This is a genomic window from uncultured Pelagibacterium sp. (assembly GCF_963972885.1).
GTDB lineage: Bacteria > Pseudomonadota > Alphaproteobacteria > Rhizobiales > Devosiaceae > Pelagibacterium > Pelagibacterium nitratireducens.
This window is the reverse complement of sequence record NZ_CAXAXY010000001.1, coordinates 58,421-73,718: the sequence shown is the minus strand read 5'-3', so window position 1 is coordinate 73,718 and position 15,298 is coordinate 58,421. Positions and strand designations below refer to the sequence as shown.

The window sequence follows — 15,298 nt, the reverse complement described above, 5'->3', positions numbered from 1 at the left end:
TCCTGTGGGTTTGTTCAAGTTTTAGGCTATTGCCAATGTTCTGAGACTGGCAAGGTCTTCTGCAGTAATGGGTATGCCGTTTTGTGTCGTTTGGGCACGAATTTCCGCGCGGCGCTGACCCGGTAGTCGCGAAACCCCCGCATCCTGCATTGCCGCGATCAGTGTATGTGCGCGCCGGTCGAACGGTTCACCCGCCGCGCGTGAAGGGTCGATCAGGATGATCAACTGCCCGGTATGCGGCGTCTGCGCGCCCTTGTGTCCCGACCAGTCGAACTCGAAGGAAAAGTGCCCACCCGTAAGGGCCGCGCCGAGCAATTCCACCATCATCGAAATCGACGATCCCTTGTGGCCGCCAAAGGTCAGCAGGGCGCCACCGTCCAGCACAGCCTGGGGGTCATCGGTTGGCTTGCCGTCTTTGTCGACCCCGGAATCGGGTGACAGAGCATGTCCCTTGCGGGCTGCGATCTGCACGTCGCCATTGGCCATCGCAGAAGTTGCGAGATCGAAAACGATCGGATCGCCGCCATCGAGTGGTGCCGCAAAGGCAAAGGGATTTGTGCCGAACACCGGGCTCTTGCCATCGAACGGCACGGTGCATGCAAAACTGTTGACAGCACTGATGGCGATCAGGCCTTCGCGGGCCAGCGGTTCGATATCGGGCCAGAGCGCGCTCAAGTGATGCGAATTGCGGATCGCCAGAACCGAAACTCCGGTTTGCCGGCACTTGCTGACGGCCAGATCGCGGGCGCGCGCCAATGCGACCTGGGCAAAGCCATTGCTCGCATCAACCCTGCAAAAGGACGGAGCGATGTCTTCGACCTCGGGAATGGCTCTGCCGTCGACCCAGCCTGTACCCAAGGAATCCACGTAGCCCCGCATGCGAAAGATGCCGTGGCTATATGCGCCATCGCGCTCGCACATGGCGCAGTTCTCGGCCAGGATCGACGCGACGACCTTGTCCGTCCCGTGGTGCAGGAAGATTTTTTCGAGAAGTTCCACGAGTTCTGCATAGGCGATGGTTGTGGACACGAAGCGCTCCAGTAGAGAATATTTCCGATACGAAATATAGATTGATTTTCGTTACCCGTGCAAGAGGGAGCGTGTTTGGTATGGCTCTCGTTCTTGAATTGAAGAATATGCCCAAAAAAGAGGCGGTTCGCTACCAATTCGATCGGGTTTAATCGAACAAAAAATCGAAACTGGTCGATTGACAGCATCGGATGGGTATGTACTATCGGAAATATAGTTTCCTTTAGGTGCACTCTTGAGGGGCGTTGAGGGTGCACCGCGTAGTGATACGCACAAGTCATAAATGACGCCCGCATATCGAAAGGACATTCGAATGCGCATCGGAAACATCGGAAAATTGTCGCTTGTGGCGGGACTGCTTTCGTCCCTCACCATGGTGGCAGGGCCGGCGTTGGGTCAGGACTCGGACCTGGTGGTCAACAGCGCTGTCGCGCCAAGTACGCTCGATCCTGCATGGGCCTGCGGGCTGCAGGAGATCAGCTTTCTCCAGAATTTCTATGTAAGGCTTACCCAGTACGGAACGGCGGAGGGTCCGGAGGGTACTCGCGTCGTCGATTATTCGACCGTAGAGCCCTACCTTGCGGATTCTTGGGAGGTCAGCGACGATGGGTTGGTCTACACCTTCCATCTCAAGGAGGGTTATACCTTCGAAAGCGGCGCTCCGGTCGATGCCGAAGCGGTGCGCTATTCGCTCCAGCGTGTCCTGGACATGGCTGGCTGCGGGCGCTTCTTTTTGACAGACGGGCACATCGATCCCGTCATCATCGATGCGATCGAGGTGGTCGATCCGCTCACGTTGACCATCACGCTCAACAAGCCAAACGGCAATATGTTGGGTGATCTGGCGACCCATGCGGCATCGATCGTTGATCCGTCGGTCGTGGAAGCCAATGGTGGTGTGGTCGCGGGGCAACCCAATGAATTCATGGCCGCCAATGTGACCGAGTCCGGTCCGTTCCTGCTTGAATCCTATTCCGCAAACCAGAGTGCGCGGATGGTTGCCAATCCCGAGTTTGTTGGAGAAGCTCCGGCGTCGGATGCGATCAGCGTCAACTGGATCACGGCGGCGCCCACCCTGTTGTTGCAGGCGCGCACAGGGCAGGCCGATATCACCTTTGGTTTGGCAAAGCAGGCCGTGACCACGCTTGCCGATAACCCGGGCACGCGCACCATCGCCTATACCAGCCCCTTCGTGCAGCAGATGATGTTGCCGAACACCAAGGCGCCCTGGGACAACGTTCTCTTCCGCGAGGCCGTTGCCCATGCCGTGCCCTATGAGGACATCGTGGAGCGCGTCGCCTATGGCTACGGCACGCTCTACTACGGCCCCATCCCCCCGAGCTTGCCGGGATACAATGCCGAACTGAGCCAGCCCATCCCCTTCGACCTCGATCGCGCCAGGGAGTTGATCACCGAAAGCGGCGTGGCCACGCCGGTCGATATCGAGGTGATGATTCAGGAAGGCGATGCGACCCAGCAGCAGTTGGCGACGATCCTGCAGAGCACATGGGCGGATCTGGGCATCAATCTCAATATTCGCGTGGCACCGGCTGCCGAGTTCCAGGATCTGTCGCAGGGTCATCAGGTTCAGTCCCTGATGCGGCTCGATGGGCCGGGCGTGTTCGAGGTCGGCTACTATTGGGGTTACGACGCCGTCTGCGACAACTCCAATAATCTCACCGAATATTGCAACCCTGAAGTCGACGAACTGGTCGATCAGTTGCGCGCCTCCTCCGATGAGGCAGAGCGTCAGGCGATCATGGATCAGGTGACCGAAATCTGGCGGTCGGAATATCCCAAGATCCTGTTTTTCGAGGACCAGCCGGTCGTCGTGCTGAGTGATGCGGTGACCGAGTTCACCTTCTCACCGCTGCCCGACTACCGCTATTGGGCGAAATAGACTTTCCAGGAGAAAGAACGAATGGCAACGCGTATTGGTGTCGATATTGGCGGCACGTTCACTGACCTCGTCTATTTCGACGAGCGGACGGGCAAGACGGCGGAAGGCAAGGTTCCCACTGTACCTTCCGCGCCAGAGGAGGGGGTCGTGCATGCGATCACCAGCCACGTACCTCAGGATATCATCGAGGAAGCCGAGTTCTTTCTCCACGGAACCACAGTCGGCCTCAACGCTCTTCTGGAGCGTCGGGGTTCGAGGGTCGGCCTGATCACCACCACCGGGTTCCGCGACGTGCTCGAAATTCGTCGCGGAGACCGGGCCGAAATGTACAATTTGTTCTGGAAACAGACCGAGCCTCTGGTGCCCCGGCGCCTGCGTCTTGAAGTGGACGGGCGCGTGCTGGGCAACGGCTCCGAGTATCGGCCTCTCGATGAGGATACGGTCAAGGTTGCTGCACAAAAACTGATCGCCGAAGGCGTCGATGCGATCGCCGTCAGCCTCATTAACGCCTATGCAAACCCCGATCATGAACTCGCTGTCGAGCGTATCTTGCGCGACGAGGGGTTCGAGGGCGGAATTTCGCTTTCGCACAAGATTTCCGGCGAGTATCGCGAGTATGAGCGGACCTCGACGACCTGTATTGACGCGTTTGTGCGTGGCCGCATGTCCAACTATCTGCGCCGTCTCGATGGCCGGTTGCGTGAACTCGGTTTCAAGGGCACATCGCTGATCACCCGGTCCGGCTCCGGTTCGATGACCTTTGCCGAAGCCGAGGATCGCCCGTTCGAGACCATCATGTCCGGTCCGGTGGGCGGCGCACAGGGTGCCAGCGAGCTGGCCAGAATGCTCGGCATCAAGGCGCTGGTAACCGCTGACGTCGGCGGAACCAGCTTCGATACGGCCCTGGTGATCGACGGCAAGCCCCAGGTACTGTTTGAGGGCATGATCGACAACATGCCAATCCAGAGCCCTTGGGTGGATGTCCGCTCGATCGGGTCCGGCGGAGGCTCGATAGCCCATATCGATCCGGGCGGACTTATGCGGGTCGGGCCGCGCTCGGCCGGCGCCGTGCCGGGTCCCGCCTGCTACGGCAAGGGCGGCACCGAACCGGCCATGACCGATGCCGCAGCGTGGCTGGGGATGCTCGGGCCGGGCGATCTGGCGGCCGGAATTCATCTCGATATCGAAAAGGCAAGGTCCGCACTCGAATCGGTGGGAACTCATATCGGTCAGGATGTCGAGGCGACGGCCGCGGGCGTGATGCGTATATCCTCAGCGGCGATGGCAAATGCCATGCGTGAGATTTCGCTCGACCAGGGCCTCGACCCGCGTACCATCACGCTTGTGCCTTTCGGTGGCGCCGGGCCGTTGATGGGCACGCTGCTGGCCGATGAGCTCGAAATGAACCACGTCGTGATCCCGCCTCTGGCCGGAAATTTCTCGGCCTGGGGGCTTCTGGGAGCAGACATGGTGCAATCGGCCGCCCGCACCCGTGTCATCGACTTTGTTTCCGGCGCTCTCCAGGAGGTCAATGGCGTTCTGGACGAACTTTTTGCAACGCTGACAGAGCGCAGCACGGCCCATGCCAACCACGCTGTGCAATCGGCCCGGCTGGACCTTCGCTACAAGGGGCAGGAACACACGCTTTCCATCGAGGTGGCGGTAGAGGGCGGCGCGGTTTCCGAAGACGAAACAGTCATCCTCGACCGGTTTGTAACAGAATATGCGCGCACCTTCGGTGCCACAATGAACCAGGACGTCGAACTGGTTTCGGTGCGGGCCAGCACCACGGTTCTGCTGCCGCGCCGCGATCTGAGCTACGCGCCGAAACATTCCGATGGCAATAACGATCGCGTAATGGACGTCTATTCCTTCGAAACCAAAGAGCGCGTGCCGTTCAGGATCATCCCCCGGAGCACGATTTCGGGCAGGGTCAGGGGCCCGGCGATCATAACCGAAGAGACAACGACGACCTATGTCGACGTTCAATGGACCATCTCGAACGGCAAGGCGGGCGAGATCATTTTGGAGCGGACCCACTGATATGGCAAAGAGACACGAACCAGTCGTCCACAATGCGGGCATGTTCGGCCGGATGACCGAGACAAAGGCGGATCCGATCACAACGGAAGTCATCCGCCACGCGCTCAACTCCGCGGCCAACCAGATGAAACGGGCCCTGATCCGGACGTCGTTTTCACCCATCATTTACGAGGTGCTCGACTTCGCGGTGGCTATCTACGACAAGGAAGTCCGGCTGCTTTCCCAGGCGCCGTCGCTTCCGATGTTCATGGGCACGCTGTCCTTCTGCATCAACGAGGCGGTCAAGGCCAATGGGGGACCCGAAACCCTCAATCCGGGAGATGCGCTGATCTACAACTGGCCCTTCGGGACCGGCTCGCATCCCCAGGACATGGTCATCATCATGCCCGTGTTCCTCAACGATGAAGAGTTGATCGGCTATACTGCGATCAAGGGCCACTGGCTCGACATCGGGGCCAAGGATCCCTACTGCACCGATACAACCGACGTGTTCCAGGAAGGTGTGATCTTTCCGGGGGTCAAGATTTATAAGGAAGGGGTTCTCAACGAGGATATCTTCCGCATGATCATGGCCAATACCCGCGTGCCCCAAATGGTGCGGGGCGACCTTGATGCCCAGATCACCGGTTGCCGGGTCGGCGTAAAGTCGCTGCTCGAGGTCGTCGAGCGCTTCGGGCTCGAAACCTATCGTGCGGCGGTCGACGACATGTTCGACCACGGCGAGCGCATCGTGCGATCCTATTTCGAGAAAATCCCTGATGGCCGTTATGTCGGCAAGGGCGAGATGGACAACAACGGGGTCACCAAGGATCGTATCCCCTTCGAGATCGCGCTCGAGGTCAAGGGATCGGACGTGGTTCTCGATTTCTCAGGCGTTCCGGACGAACAGGTCGGCCCGACGAACTCGCCGCTCCCCACGACAATTTCGGCCAGCCGCGTCGCCATCACCATGCTGGCGGGCTATGGTGAGGCTCCCCACGAGGGCCATTTCCGCGCCCTCAAGGTCATCACCCGCCCCGGGTCGATGTTCGATCCCCTGCCGCCAGCGCCCTCCTTTATTTATGGCTGGCCGGGCTTGCAGGCCATCGAAGTGATCTACAATGCGGTCGCCAATGCATTGCCCAAGGCCGTTCCGGCTCAATCGGGCGGCTGCATCTGTTCCATTGTTGCATGGGGACAGCGTGAAGAAACCAGGGAACCCTGGGCGGACGGCACTCCATTGCCCACCGGACAAGGTGCGTGGGACGGCGGCGATGGCGGCACCATGCTACACATAGCCGAATCCGCGACCCGTTTCACTCCGGCAGAGGTTTGGGAGCAGCGCAATCCCTGGATCGTCGAGCAACTGGCACTGGCCAGCGATTCGGTTGGACCGGGAAAATGGCGGGGCGGTCCGGGGCTCAATCTCGACATCCGCATGACTGAGGATACCCTGATTACAACCGTGTTCGAACGGTCTCTCAACGCACCCTGGGGATTGTTGGGCGGCAAGGAAGCACGGCCGAACAATTGCTATGCGCAGATGCCGGATGGTGAGGTTCATTCGATCGCCAAATCGACCCACTTCCACATGCCAAAGGACTCGGTTCTTCAAATGAAGACCGGCGGTGGCGGGGGTTATGGCGATCCGTCCGAACGCCCCATCGCAAGCGTCCAGCGCGATGTCGAGGATGGCTACATGACCGAGGCCTACGCCCGGAAACACTATCCTCACGCATTCGCCTGAGCCCAATGCCGGGAGTGCGGCGAAGTCATCGCACTCCCGAAACGAAAAATGTTGAGAGGACGGATTTGGTGCGACGACTTTTTGCGCAACTGGCCCATGACCGCGAATTGCTCTTTGGCGTGATCATTCTTGGCGTCATCGTGTTTCTTGCGCTGTTCGGTCGCCTGCTATGGCCCCTCGATCCGCTTCGCGTCGATATTTTGAACTCTCTGCTCCCGCCAAGCTTCGAGCACCCGATGGGCACCGACGATGTGGGGCGTGACGTCTTCGCGCGCTTCATCCAGGGCGCGCAGGTCTCGATCGGTGTGGCCATCGGGGTCACGATCGCCGGAACGCTTATCGGCGGCACCCTCGGTCTGCTTGCCGGTCTTGTCGGCGGGTGGTTCGATGCTGTCATTTCGCGGGTCATGGATGCTATCCTGGCCTTCCCGCCGCTCATTCTCGCAATGGCGGTTGCCATTGGGCTCGGAGCGGGGATCGTCTCGGCCGCCATCGGGGTGATCCTTGCCGCCATCCCCTGGTACTTCCGGCTGCTGCGCAGCGAAGTCCTGCGGTTGCGCACCCTGATGTACGTGGAATCCGCCCAGGCCCTGGGTGCCTCCAATTTCCGTCTGATCCGGCTCCATATCCTGCCCCAGACCACCTCGACGATCTTTATTCAGGCCTCCTCGGTCTTCAGCTTTTCGATCCTGACCCTTGCCGCCCTCGGCTTTGTCGGCCTTGGCATCCAGCCCCCCACTCCCGAATGGGGAACCATGATCACAGAGGGGCTTGCCTTTGCGCTGACCGGTCAATGGTGGCTCGGCTTTTTCCCGGGATTGGGCATTTTCATGCTCGCGGTATCGGCCAACCTGATTGCCGACCGGCTGCGCGACATCTACGACCCGAAATCGGGCGCGCGACTGTCAATCTAGGAGCGGTCATATGATAAATTTTCTGCTTGGACGGATCGGTTCAGCTTTCATTACGGTTTTCGGAGCCTCGGTGCTGGCCTTTGTGGTTCTGCGTGCCGTGCCGACCAATCCGGCCCGTCTGATCGCCGGCCCGTTCGCCAATGACGAAGTGATCGCCAGCATCACCGCTCAACTGGGCCTCGATAAGCCGCTCTTCGTTCAGTATTTCGACTATGTCGTTTCATTCTTCTCGGGCGACTGGGGATTTTCCTACAGTGCCGGCCAGCCGGTCCTGTCCCAGATCCTTGAGCGGTTGCCCGCCAGCGCCGAATTGGCGCTTTATGCATTCGTGTTCGCTTTTGTCGGGGCGGTTCTTATTACGGTTCTGGTCAGTTTCCTCCAGTCGAGATGGCTCGACCGGCTGTTGCGGCTCTTTTCCTTCATCAGCGTGGGAATTCCCCCATTCTGGTTGGCACTGCTGTTCCTGATGGTCTTTTTCGAGCAGCTCGGCTGGTTCCCCGGTCCTGTGGGGCGGGGACCGGTGCCCGCCGACCTCCGCACCGGCTTTTATACGTTCGACTATCTTCTGGAAGGCAACCTGGCCGGATTTGCCACTGCGTTCCACCATCTGGCGCTTCCGGCCCTGGCCCTGGCGCTCGGGCCACTGGGGTATCTGGTGCGTCTGTTGCGGGCCAATCTTCTCGATGTGGTCAGCGAGCCGTTCGTCACCGTCCTGCATGCCAAGGGCGTGGCGCCCATCTCGACCCATTTCCGGCACATCCTGCCCAATGCCTTTTTGCCCACCCTGACGGCGGGCGGACTTATCCTTGCCCAGCTTTTAGGGGGCAGCGTGCTTGTCGAGCGGATTTTCGTCTGGCCGGGGATCGGCACTCTGGTGATCGATGGGATCCTGCGCCAGGACTATGCGGTGGTGCAGGCATTCATCATGCTCAGCGCCATAATCTATATCGGCGTCAATCTGCTGGTCGACATTCTCTATGGCTATGTCGATCCGCGCGTGCGTAGGAGTTGAGGCTATGACCGATCCCGCTGCAATTCCGCTGCTCGAGGTGAAAGGTCTCAAGACCTCGTTTGCCACCCCAAGGGGGGTCGTGCGCAGTGTCGACGATGTATCGTTTTCCATTCCCGCCGGCAAAACACTGGGTGTCGTCGGGGAGTCCGGTTCCGGAAAATCGGTGACCTCGCTGTCCATAATGCGCCTTGTCGGGCGCGGGGGCGGCAGCATTGACCAAGGATCCATCAGGTTCAACAGGCCCGGCGGGCCGGAAATCGATATCCGGGCGCTTGACGAAAGAGCCATGCGCGCCGTGCGCGGCAACGACGTCGCGATGATCTTCCAGGAGCCCATGACCAGTCTTGACCCCGTGTGGTCGATTGGGGCGCAGATCATCGAAGCCATCAGGCTCCACCAGAACGTATCGAAAAAGCAAGCACGCGAAAAAGCTATCGAAATGCTCCGGCTGGTGGGGATCCCCGCGCCGGAAAACCGGGTCGACGATTTCCCCCATCAGCTCTCGGGAGGCATGCGCCAAAGAGTGATGATCGCCATTGCGCTATCGTGCCGGCCCTCCCTGTTGATCGCCGACGAGCCGACAACCGCGCTCGATGTGACCATTCAGGCCCAGATTCTCGATCTCATCCGCCGCCTCCAGAAAGAGATCGGCATGTCGGTGCTGTTCATCACCCACAATCTCGGTGTCGTTGCGGAAATCGCCGATCGTGTGGCGGTGATGTATGCGGGCCAGGTGGTCGAGGAAGGGCCCGTTCGGACAATCTTTTCCGCCCCGCGCCACCCCTATACCGTGGGTCTGCTCAAATCCATTCCCAACCCCGCGGTCAGGTCTGCGTCAAGCAAGCTCGAAACCATTGGCGGCGCGCCTCCAAACCCTCTGGACCTGCCGAAAGGCTGCCGCTTCGCGCCACGCTGCCCGCTGGCCATCGACGCGTGCCGCGAGGCGGCGCCACCCTTGTTTGATGTCGGTGCCGACCATGGCGCACGCTGCATCCGCTGGCAGGAGGTGAGCCAATGAGTGCTTCAAAAGCTCTTTTGTCCGTCAATAATCTGTCCAAGCGCTTTCCGGTCAAGGGCCAGCCCTTTTCGCGCGAAAAGCGCCAGGTGCACGCGGTCGACGATGTGAGTTTTGAGATCGCCCGCGGCGAGGTCGTCGGGCTCGTTGGGGAATCGGGGTCGGGCAAGACCACGATCGGGCGCACCATAATGCGGCTGACCGACCCGACCGAAGGCGAAATCGTCTATGAAGGCACTGACATCGCCAGCTTGCCTGAACGCGAAATGATGGCCTTCCGGCGCAAGATTCAGATGGTGTTTCAGGATCCTTTTGCGAGCCTCAATCCGCGCAGGAAGGTGGGCGAACTGATCGCCGAAGGCATGGAAATCCATGGCATTGGCACGCGCAAGGAGCGTGAGGCCGAAGTGGCGCGACTGCTCGAGCTTGTCGGGCTACCCGCTGATGCCGCCCAACGGTTTCCGCATGAATTTTCCGGCGGCCAGCGCCAGCGCATTGGCATTGCACGCGCACTCGCGGTTTCCCCGGGCTTTATCGTCGCCGACGAGCCGGTTTCCGCGCTCGACGTGTCCGTTCAGGCCCAGGTTCTCAACCTCTTGCAGGACCTCAAGGATCAGCTTGGACTCACGATCTTGTTCATCGCCCACGATCTTGCCGTGGTTGAACATTTTTGCGATCGGGTGATCGTTATGTATCTGGGTCGCATCATGGAGATCGCCCCTCGCGACCGGCTCTACGCATCTCCCAAGCATCCCTATACCGAAGCGCTGCTGTCGGCCGCGCCTGCTCCCGACCCCGACAGACAAGGCCACCGTATCGTTCTTGAGGGGGATATCCCAAGCCCCATCGATCCGCCGTCGGGGTGCGTATTGAGAACGCGGTGCCGCTACGCGCTTCCCGAATGCGCCCAAATTCGCCCGGAATTGCGTGAGGTCGCGCCCGGCCACCTCAAGGCCTGTATCCGCGACGACATTCTCTGAAGGTCCACCATGCCGATTATCAATTCCATCAATGAAATGCTCGATGACATCGTCGCCTGGCGGCGCGATTTTCATGCCCATCCCGAACTGCTTTACGATGTGGATCGGACGGCGGCAAAGATCGCCGAGCGTCTTGAAAGCTTTGGCGTCGACGAAGTCGTGACCGGTATCGGCAGGACCGGCGTCGTTGGCGTGATCCGCGGGCGCGCACCAGGCAAGTCCATAGGACTGCGGGCCGATATGGATGCGCTGCCGATCAAGGAGGCCACGGGCCTGCCTCATGCGAGCACCACACAAGGGCTGATGCACGCCTGCGGCCATGACGGGCACAGCGCCATGCTCCTCGGGGCGGCTCGACATCTGGCCCAGACCCGAAATTTCGATGGCACGATCATGGTGATCTTCCAACCCGCCGAAGAGGGCGGAGCGGGCGGATTGGCCATGGCCGAAGACGGTTTGTTCGAGCGGTTCGGCATCGAAGCGGTCTATGGCATGCACAATCTGCCCGGCTTGCCCGAAGGCAGCTTTGCCACCTGTTCGGGCGCCATCATGGCTTCGGCCGATGAATTCGATATAGAGATCACGGCCCAAGGCGGGCATGCCGCCTGGCCTCATGAGGCCATCGATCCCGTACTCGTTGCCGGTCACATGATTACCGCGCTCCAGTCGATCGTCGCGCGCAATGTCGATCCGCTTGCCTCGGCGGTGATTTCGACAACCCGCATGGAAGCGGGCAGTGCCTACAACGTTATCCCCGGTACAGCACGACTATCGGGAACCGTTCGCACGCTTGCCCCCGAGACGCGCGATACGGTCGAAGCGAAAATGAACGCGGTTGTTTCGCACATCGCCAGTGCCTTTGGTGCCGCCGCAAAGCTCGATTTCCGCCGTGGATACCCTGTAACCGTCAACGATCCTGAGCACACCCGGTTTGCCTGTGCAATCGCCCAGGAAATCGTCGGCACCGAAAACGTCAATCCCGATCTCGTGCCGATGATGGGCGGAGAAGATTTCGCGTTCATGCTCGAACGCCGCCCGGGAGCCTATGTCTTCATTGGCAACGGCCAGACAAGCGGGCTTCACACCGACACCTACGATTTCAACGACGAGATCATCCCGGCCGGCGTCAGTTATCTGGTTCGTCTGGGCGAGGCTGCGGCCTCCGGTCGATCTCGGTAAGACTGGCCGGCACCGCCCAAGCGGCCGATCACACGGCGACCGACGTAGCAGGGCGTGGCGCGCCGCCGATCGACTGCACTGACAAAGATCCGGCCGTAACGCCCGCATCGAGGCACTCGCCCAGAGCGCGCCCGGAAAGATACGCATCGATCAGGCCCGCGTTGAAGGCATCGCCCGCTCCCGTCGTATCGACGACATGAACCTTGGGCGCCGTAGTCGAGAGCCGCGTCTTGCCTGCGCCGAGCAATCCGCCCCGGCCGCCGCATTTGATCGCGACGATGGGAAAATGATCGGCCAGCACATCGAGCGCCTGTGCGAGATCGGACTTGCCGGTGATGGCGGCCGCTTCCTCGGCATTGGGAAGAAAGATGTCCACACCCGCGCAGGCCTTGAGCAGCCCCGGTTGACCGATGAGTGTTTCATCCCAGCTTGGATCGAGCGCGACGACCAGCCCGGCCGCCTTGGCACGCGAAACAAGGTCTGGCTGTTCATCGAGCGTTGCATATTCGGCAATGTGTAAGAGGGCTGCCCGCTCCCAGGCCAGTGCGTTCGCAAAGCGAGGCGGTACGGCGCGGCCGGCCCGACATGAAAGAAAGGCCCTGTCCTCCGCATTGGTCATCACGACGGTGACCTGCGGCCCCGCATCGGCCCGACGCTCGAGAAAACGCAGATCGATGCCACTCTCTTCAAGTTGGGTCGCCAGCGTTTGCGACAGCGGGTCGGTGCCATAAGCGGCCAGCAGGGCAGCCGGGCGGTCAAGATGGGACAGATGGGCCGCGGCGATGAACGCCCCGCCGCCAAGCACAGGCTGCATGGAACGCGCAAAAACCTCATGGCCCATTTGCGGCATGCCCGAGAGTCCGGAGAAAACAAGGTCGCAATAGATACGGCCGACGCTGATCACAGCGTCGCGCGGCGATTCCAGATTCATAGACGCCCCAAGGCTTTTTCGCTCTGCGCGTCGAAGAGATAGAGATTCCCCGGAGCCGCCCAGGCTGTAACGATACTGTCGACTGCGGGCAAAAGCTTGCCCGGTGCCGTGGCAATGGCCGATGATCCGGCGATATCGAGATGCACCAGAGTTTCCGAACCGAGCGGCTCGACCGCGGTGACCTTGCCGTCAAAGGCCAGCGCGGCATCGGCCGGGGCTTCGCCCACGAGGAGGTCATGCGGTCGGACTCCGACAAGGATTTTGCCCGATCGGGCCTGGGGCAGGGTGCCCTTGACCTTGACGCCCCCAGCTGTCAGCGCGCCGTCTGCCGCGCTGCCATCGATCAGGTTCATGGACGGGCTGCCGATAAACCGTGCGGTAAAAACATCGACGGGGCTGTCGTAGAGCTCGGTCGGCGTGCCCACCTGCAAGATGAGTCCGTCGCGCATCACAACGATACGGTCGGCCATTGTCATCGCCTCGATCTGGTCGTGGGTGACATAGACGATGGTGGTTCCAAGGCGCTGATGCAGGCGCTTGATTTCGATGCGCATCTGCGAGCGCAATTGTGCGTCGAGGTTGGAGAGCGGTTCATCGAACAGGAACGCTGCCGGATCGCGCACCATGGCGCGCCCGATGGCGACACGCTGGCGTTGGCCGCCCGAAAGTGCAGCCGGACGGCGCTCGAGCAGATCTTCAAGGCCTAGAATCTTGCCGGCCTCGGCAATGCGCCGCTGCTTTTCGGACTTGGAAAGTTTGGAGGTGTAAAGCCCGAACCCGATATTCTGCCCCACCGTCATGTGGGGATAAATGGCGTAGTTCTGGAACACCATGGCGATGTTGCGCTGCTTGGGTTCGTACTGATTGACGATTGTATCGCCGATCTTGAGCACGCCGCCCGAAATTTCCTCGAGCCCGGCGATCATACGCAGGGTTGTCGATTTTCCACAGCCCGATGGCCCGACGAAAACCACGAACTCGCCATCGGCAATTTCGAGGTCGATGCCGTGAACGGCGGTCACCTTGCCATAGCGCTTAACGAGGCCTTCCAACTGGATTTCTGCCATCACGCCGCTCCTAAAAGTGCATTGAATTTATCATTGAGTTCGCTGTGTGCGTTTTTTTGCCGTTCCGCGCGTCGGGCCGCGCCGGCGGAAAATGTCGCGAGCTTTTCGCGATAGCGTCCGAGCGAGGCTCGAAGTGCTGCAGGTGCAGGACCCCCGAGCCGGTCGCGAACCGAAACGAAATGCCTTGCCGAAACCAGTTCGGCAAATCGCTCGGGCGAAAGGTTTGAAGCCCGCCCCGTCGCGTCTTCGAATGCCGATGTAAAGGGCCCGTATCCGTCCTCGGCCAGCGAGCCCTCGGCCGCAACCACGGCTCGTGCAACCGCCGCCGAAACCTCGTGGGCCTGCCGGAACGAGAGATCCTCGAGCCGGACGAGACTGTCGGCCAATTCGGTAATGGTGATGCAGGAGCGCTTGGTGTTGATCTCAACCCGTTCGGCGTTGATCGACACCTGCGCGATCAGTGCGGTGAAAAGGTCGAGCACGCGACAGGCGGCATCGAACGCCTGATAGCCCATGGCCTGGCTTTCCCCCTCGCTATCGTTCATGTCGGTGAAGGGCGTGTTGTGCATGATATCGAGCATCGCCTTGGCCCGGCCATAGGTTTGGCTAGCCAGATGGCGAAGATGCTCTATGGGCACCGGATTGCGCTTTTGCGGCATGATCGATGAAATCTGAACCAGCGAGTTGGGCACGTAGAGCTGCCCTACCTCGAAGCTCGACCAGACCTGAAAGTCCTGGATGGGCCGGCCGAGATGGAGAAAGCTCAGCGCCATCGCGCCATAAATGCCGGTGATGTAATCGACCGACGCAATACAGCCATAGGAATTTTCCAGCGGACGGGAAAACCCGAGCAACTCGGCCACCCGCTCACGCTCGATTGGGAAACCCGATGTGGTGATCGCCGCGGCGCCCATGGGCGAGAGATCGATCACCTCGAGAGCCGCTTCCACTTTCTCGATGTCGCGGATCAGCACCTCGGCCATGGCGCCAAGATAGTGCCCGAAGGTCGTCGGCTGCGCCGGCTGCCCATGCGTATAGGCAACGATCAGCGTTTCCGCTTCCCGCTCGGCTGTTGTCAGCACCGCGTCGAGCAGCGCCCGCATCTTTTCGAGCAGGATTTCGGTGCGCGGCTTGAGCCCGAGCTTGAACAAGGTGTGATCGATATCATTGCGCGACCGCGAGGTATGAAGCCGCCCCGCCAGGTCGGGTCCGAGCCGGCCCTTGAGGTGCTTTTCGATCAGGAAGAAGAAATCCTCGACCTCGCCGGCATAAACCAGACTGTCGAGATCGATTTCGGCATCGATGGCGACAAGAGCCTTGGCAATCGACGCGGCCTGCTCGCGTTTGAGGATACCGGTTTCGGCCAGCATGACCAGATGCGCCCGATCGATGGCCCTGAACCCGTCGGCATGATGATCCTTGGCGCCGTCGAAAAGCGGGCGAAGCACGGTCTCCTTGTAGACAGGATCGGGAAAAACGCTCGTATCTTTCATCGCGGTCAT

Annotated in this window: 12 protein-coding genes; 8 read left to right on the top strand and 4 right to left on the bottom strand. The window is 60.5% G+C overall.

Annotated elements, in window-relative coordinates; all coding sequences use genetic code 11:
- Positions 1-21: 21 nt before the first annotated feature.
- Positions 22-1,029 (bottom strand): Ldh family oxidoreductase, encoded by a 1,008-nt coding sequence (locus AACZ55_RS00330; RefSeq protein WP_338607844.1) that lies wholly within the window; start codon positions 1,027-1,029, stop codon positions 22-24.
- Positions 1,030-1,342: 313 nt separating this feature from the next.
- Here AACZ55_RS00330 and AACZ55_RS00325 point away from each other — a divergent pair, with 313 nt between their 5' ends.
- From AACZ55_RS00325 to AACZ55_RS00290, 8 genes are all read left to right on the top strand, one after another.
- A complete protein-coding gene (locus AACZ55_RS00325) occupies positions 1,343-2,929 on the top strand; it encodes an ABC transporter substrate-binding protein (protein ID WP_339641784.1) in 1,587 nt (528 codons plus the stop codon).
- 21 nt (positions 2,930-2,950) lie between these two features.
- The gene (locus AACZ55_RS00320) at positions 2,951-4,972 is read left to right on the top strand and encodes a hydantoinase/oxoprolinase family protein (protein ID WP_339641781.1); all 2,022 of its coding nucleotides are present in this window, start codon (positions 2,951-2,953) and stop codon (positions 4,970-4,972) included.
- A 1-nt stretch (position 4,973) separates the two neighbouring features.
- Positions 4,974-6,698 (top strand): hydantoinase B/oxoprolinase family protein, encoded by a 1,725-nt coding sequence (locus AACZ55_RS00315; RefSeq protein WP_338607841.1) that lies wholly within the window; start codon positions 4,974-4,976, stop codon positions 6,696-6,698.
- A gap of 68 nt (positions 6,699-6,766) precedes the next feature.
- The gene (locus AACZ55_RS00310; protein WP_338607840.1) at positions 6,767-7,612 is read left to right on the top strand and encodes an ABC transporter permease; all 846 of its coding nucleotides are present in this window, start codon (positions 6,767-6,769) and stop codon (positions 7,610-7,612) included.
- Between the two features lie 10 nt (positions 7,613-7,622).
- Positions 7,623-8,624 carry an ABC transporter permease gene (locus AACZ55_RS00305; protein WP_338607839.1) on the top strand — a complete coding sequence of 334 codons (1,002 nt, stop codon included), beginning with the start codon at positions 7,623-7,625 and terminating at the stop codon, positions 8,622-8,624.
- A gap of 4 nt (positions 8,625-8,628) precedes the next feature.
- Positions 8,629-9,642, top strand: a complete 1,014-nt coding sequence (locus tag AACZ55_RS00300; RefSeq protein ID WP_339641777.1) for an ABC transporter ATP-binding protein — start codon at positions 8,629-8,631, stop codon at positions 9,640-9,642.
- Positions 9,639-10,619 (top strand): oligopeptide/dipeptide ABC transporter ATP-binding protein, encoded by a 981-nt coding sequence (locus AACZ55_RS00295; RefSeq protein ID WP_338607837.1) that lies wholly within the window; start codon positions 9,639-9,641, stop codon positions 10,617-10,619. Before AACZ55_RS00300 ends, AACZ55_RS00295 begins: the two co-directional genes overlap by 4 nt.
- Before the next feature lie 9 nt (positions 10,620-10,628).
- On the top strand, positions 10,629-11,798 hold the full coding sequence (locus tag AACZ55_RS00290) for a M20 aminoacylase family protein (RefSeq protein WP_339641774.1): 1,170 nt from the start codon (positions 10,629-10,631) through the stop codon (positions 11,796-11,798).
- Between the two features lie 28 nt (positions 11,799-11,826).
- Here AACZ55_RS00290 and AACZ55_RS00285 read toward each other — a convergent pair whose 3' ends face one another.
- From AACZ55_RS00285 to argH, 3 genes are read right to left on the bottom strand one after another with little or no spacing between them, the layout of a single operon-like run.
- Positions 11,827-12,729: a carbohydrate kinase family protein gene (locus AACZ55_RS00285; RefSeq protein WP_339641771.1), complete on the bottom strand. Its 903-nt coding sequence runs from the start codon at positions 12,727-12,729 to the stop codon at positions 11,827-11,829.
- Positions 12,726-13,796 carry a sn-glycerol-3-phosphate ABC transporter ATP-binding protein UgpC gene (gene ugpC / locus AACZ55_RS00280; protein ID WP_338607834.1) on the bottom strand — a complete coding sequence of 357 codons (1,071 nt, stop codon included), beginning with the start codon at positions 13,794-13,796 and terminating at the stop codon, positions 12,726-12,728. The genes AACZ55_RS00285 and ugpC overlap by 4 nt, the downstream gene beginning before the upstream one ends.
- Positions 13,796-15,298, bottom strand: coding sequence for an argininosuccinate lyase (gene argH / locus AACZ55_RS00275; RefSeq protein ID WP_339641769.1), 1,503 nt, complete (start codon positions 15,296-15,298; stop codon positions 13,796-13,798). Before argH ends, ugpC begins: the two co-directional genes overlap by 1 nt.